Origin of the sequence: Kocuria sp. (assembly GCF_030536815.1) — a bacterium.
Taxonomy (GTDB): Bacteria; Actinomycetota; Actinomycetes; order Actinomycetales; family Micrococcaceae; genus Kocuria; species Kocuria gwangalliensis.
The window spans coordinates 1-3,884 of sequence record NZ_JAUNPE010000039.1 but is presented as its reverse complement, the minus strand read 5'-3'; the positions used below and the strand labels follow the sequence as shown (position 1 = coordinate 3,884).

Sequence of the window (3,884 nt, the reverse complement as noted above, 5' to 3'; positions counted from 1 at the left end):
CAGCGGCGAGAACGACCCGCCGCCAAGGACTCACGTTGCGAGTCGGATCAGTTGCTTACCGCCCGGCGTTCTGCTCGTAGTCGGTGAATGCGGCAATGAGTTCTTTCCAGATCCGCTCGGCAACCTCAGGGTTCAGTCCGGCGTCGAGTGCCTGCTCGCGGCGTGCCCGCAGAATCGACTCCACACGTACGGGGTCGTGGGCGTCCTGAATCCCCTCGCCGGCTTTCACTTCACCGGCCCGGGCCACAAAGGACTGCCGTTCGGCGAGGAGAGTAATCAGCTGCGCGTCGATGTTGTCGATTGCTGCGCGGACCTGTTCGATGTTGTGCGGCATTTGAGCGTCCATAACGCCACACTAACGGCTCTCCCACGTGCTCGGACAAGCATGTTTCAGTCCGTGCCGGCTTCAACTCACCGGGTGGCTGCCCCGTGTTGCTCGATGAGCGGCGTTGTCGACATTCCGGAACCCTACTTCCCCACCCGCGAGGCCAGCGCGGTGACCGCGGCCTTGACCCCGGTGGACAGCGTGGGCTCCATGACCGGCGCAAAGAACGGTGAGTGGTTCACGGGGACTGGTCCGTCACCCTCGAGGACTTCCGCTGGATGACCGCCGAAGAACCAGAACACGGAGGGCACGTCAATGGCCTCGGCCAACGCGCCGAAGTCTTCCGAACCCATCATGGGCTCCACCTCGACTACGCAGTCCTCACCGAGCTCACGCTTGAACTCGTCAATTGCCGCAGCGGTGGCCTGGGGGTCGTTGTAATTCCGAGGAAATTGCGACAGCACCTCAATGGTCGGCTCGGGAGCACCGGACGCGGCGGCCTCCGCAGAAATGATACGGCGCAGGGACGCCAGCACCTTCTCGCGGATTGCCGGATCGAAGGTGCGCACATTCAGCGTGAACTCCGCGGTCGCCGGAATGATGTTTTCCTTCAACCCGCCGTGGAACGTCGCAATCGTGACGACCGCCGCGCGCCGCGGGTCGATTTCGCGCGAGACCACGGCCTGGATGCGGGTGATCATGTGCGCGCCCAGCACGATCGGGTCAATGGAATCCTGCGGCTGCGACGCATGCGCGCCCTGACCGTGAATTGTGATCTTCCATGAATCCGCCAGGGCCATCGCATCGCCCATCGCATAGTTGATGGTCCCGGCCAACGCGGGCATCACGTGCTGGCCGTACACCACCTCGGGCTTGGGCGCCTTGTCCCACAGCCCGTCCTCGAGCATCGCCTGTGCACCGGCCGCGGTCTCCTCACCCGGCTGGAAAATCCACACGATGGTCCCGGACCACGCGTCGGTCGCGCCGGCGAAGATTTCCGCCGCCGCGAGCGCCGCGGACATGTGCGTATCGTGCCCGCACGCGTGCATCACGGGCACCTCGGTGCCATCGTCAAGCTGTCCCGTGGCCGTGCTCGCGTACTCCACGCCGGTGTCCTCGGCCAGGGGCAGGGCGTCCGTGTCCGCACGGAAAGCGACCACGGGCCCCTCCCCGTTATGCAGTACGCCGACGACGCCGCTGCCGCCACAGCGGAAATTCTCGATTCCCAGCGCGGTCAAGCGCTCCTCGATCAGATCCGCGGTGCGGTGTTCCTGCATGGACAGCTCCGGTGCCGCGTGGAGTTCGCGGTAGAGATCATGCATGCGGCCCCGAAGGTCATCAGTGAGTTCAAGTGACTGAGCGGTCATGAAAAGTGATTCCTAACGGTTGCGGGTGTCGGCGAGTTGGGCGTCCTCGGAGTCGTCCACGAGGCGCGCGGAGCGGTCCCTCAGGAACCATGCCAACACGGCGGTGGCGATCACGGCAATGGCCGTACTGAAGAACGCCAGCGACGGAATGGCCGGAACCAGCAGGAACACCACCGAGGCCGAGACCACGATGGCAATGATCGTGGCGCGCAACTGTTTGAGCGAGACGATGGCCTGAACGACCACGGCGCCCAGCACGGAAGCCAGGATGTAGGTCTGCACCACCTTGGTGACGTCCTGCGGGATCACGCTCACGAGCCACGTGCCCATGAAACCTACGAAGATCAACAGCGAGAACAGGTGCACCATGGCCGCGCCGCTGATCGCCATGACCGCAGCCAGCTCACCGCGGCGGGTACCCGGCTTGGCATTCACGGCAGACTGCGCAATCAATGCGGAGGGCAGCAACTTGTTGGAGATGTTGCCGATCATGAACGCCTGATACATCGAGGCCTGCCCGAGGATCGGGTAGTAGGTCAGCGGCTCCACGACCCAGATCACCGCGAATGTTCCCGCAATGGCGAGGAACGCGGTGAGGATCTTGGTCTGGTCCACTTGCAGGCCGCTGAAGAACACCAGGTAGGCCGGGCCCGCGAGCGAAATCAGCAACCCCGCGATCATGGTGAGGCGACCCCAGCGGGCGGTGGTGCGGTCAAAAGTCTGGAGAGCGGCGTCGTGGCCGGTCACTGTAGTCATGAGTTAGTCCTTTGAGATCTCAGAAACCGATTCAGGCCGCGAACAGCCCGGAGGAGACAGCCACGTAGGTCAGCACCAGTGCCGTGAGGATGGCGATGCCCAAGGCCCATTCGCGTAGCCACGTGAGGTTGAGCTGCTTGGCCAGGAACAGGCATGCGCCCATCACGGCCGCCGACGAGAAGAACGCCACCACGTGATAACCGGACTTGGGCAGCTCGCCGAATCCGAGGGCGAAGAATGCTGCGAGCATGGCGGCACCGGGAACCACGAACATCACGGCCGGGTTCACGCGACGCAGCTTGGCGTCACCGCGTTTGAGGATGGGCGTGAAAATCAAGGTGGCGAGCATCCACATGGCCCCGCCCAGGCTCATGGCCATGAACGCCACGGCGAACACGCCCTGCGTGTAGGTGGGCCCGCCCAGCTCGGCCTCCATGGTGCCGGCGGCAATACTCGCGGCGGCGGTTTCGTAGGAGACGGAACCGATCAAGCCGATACGCACCAGCACGGCGGGCGTGCCGAACACGGTGAGCAGGGCAACGGCCACGAGCACCACTGCCAGCGACGGGCCGATGGCGGACACCGCACCGGTGCGGAACGAGGTCTTGAGTTCGTCGGAGGTCATGCCCACGGCGGGTGCGGCCTGCCTGACCGCACGGACGTAAATGAGGGTCTGAACAATGATGACTGCAAAGACACCCAGGGCGCAGATCCACAGGATCGGGGTGTTGGCTGCGGCCAGAATGTCCGTTGAACCGCTGTCGATAGCAGTGGGGATGCGCATGGGGACTCCGAGGGCTGGGCAAATTGAACGCCCCCATCAAAACACACGGCGTGACCCGTGTCACGAAAAATCTCACATTTTCGTTCGACGGGCCACGCTTTAGGTGGTGTTTTTTACATAGTCACCGTGGCTACAGTGATTAATCGCTCACCGCGGCACCCCCGCCCGAGTCCGGGCGATAAGCGGTCGAGCCGGCGTCAGCGGCGGCGTCGCCGGTCGCGCCGAGCTCGGCACCGGCGTCCGCGCGCTCCTCGGAACTCTCGTGGCCATCCGTGTGGCCGTGGCCCTTCTTGCCGAAGGGCAGCAGGTGCACGATCAGCACAATGATCGCGCCCCACACCAGGCCCAGCAGGAGCGAGAAGAACGTCTCGATCAGCCACGCGAGCGCACCGCCGATACCCGCAACGTGGTGGGCGGGTTCGGCCAGGTGGTGGACCCATTCGTAGGGAGCGGTGAGGCCCAACTCGTCCATGCCGACCAGGATGATGTGGCCACCCACCCACAGCATGGCGAATACACCCACGATGGAAATGATTTTCAGCACCCAGGGCATCGCCTTGACCAGCGCCATACCGAACTTCTGCGCGCCTTCGGATTCGCGCTTGGCCATGGACAGGCCGATGTCGTCCATCTTCACGATCAGCGCGACAAA

The 3,884-nt window shown here is 64.1% G+C and carries 5 protein-coding genes; all 5 read right to left on the bottom strand.

Annotated features, from left to right (window positions below; translation table 11 throughout):
• Positions 1-55: 55 nt before the first annotated feature.
• The gene (locus tag Q4E95_RS05575) at positions 56-346 is read right to left on the bottom strand and encodes a chorismate mutase (RefSeq protein WP_303382373.1); all 291 of its coding nucleotides are present in this window, start codon (positions 344-346) and stop codon (positions 56-58) included.
• Positions 347-468: 122 nt separating this feature from the next.
• On the bottom strand, positions 469-1,692 hold the full coding sequence (locus Q4E95_RS05570; RefSeq protein WP_303382372.1) for an amidohydrolase: 1,224 nt from the start codon (positions 1,690-1,692) through the stop codon (positions 469-471).
• Positions 1,693-1,704: 12 nt separating this feature from the next.
• Positions 1,705-2,448, bottom strand: a complete 744-nt coding sequence (locus Q4E95_RS05565) for a hypothetical protein (protein ID WP_303382371.1) — start codon at positions 2,446-2,448, stop codon at positions 1,705-1,707.
• 31 nt (positions 2,449-2,479) lie between these two features.
• Positions 2,480-3,232 carry a DUF5058 family protein gene (locus Q4E95_RS05560; RefSeq protein ID WP_303382370.1) on the bottom strand — a complete coding sequence of 251 codons (753 nt, stop codon included), beginning with the start codon at positions 3,230-3,232 and terminating at the stop codon, positions 2,480-2,482.
• A 139-nt stretch (positions 3,233-3,371) separates the two neighbouring features.
• Positions 3,372-3,884: DUF808 family protein (locus tag Q4E95_RS05555; RefSeq protein ID WP_303382369.1), on the bottom strand; the 513-nt coding region annotated here is incomplete at its 5' end.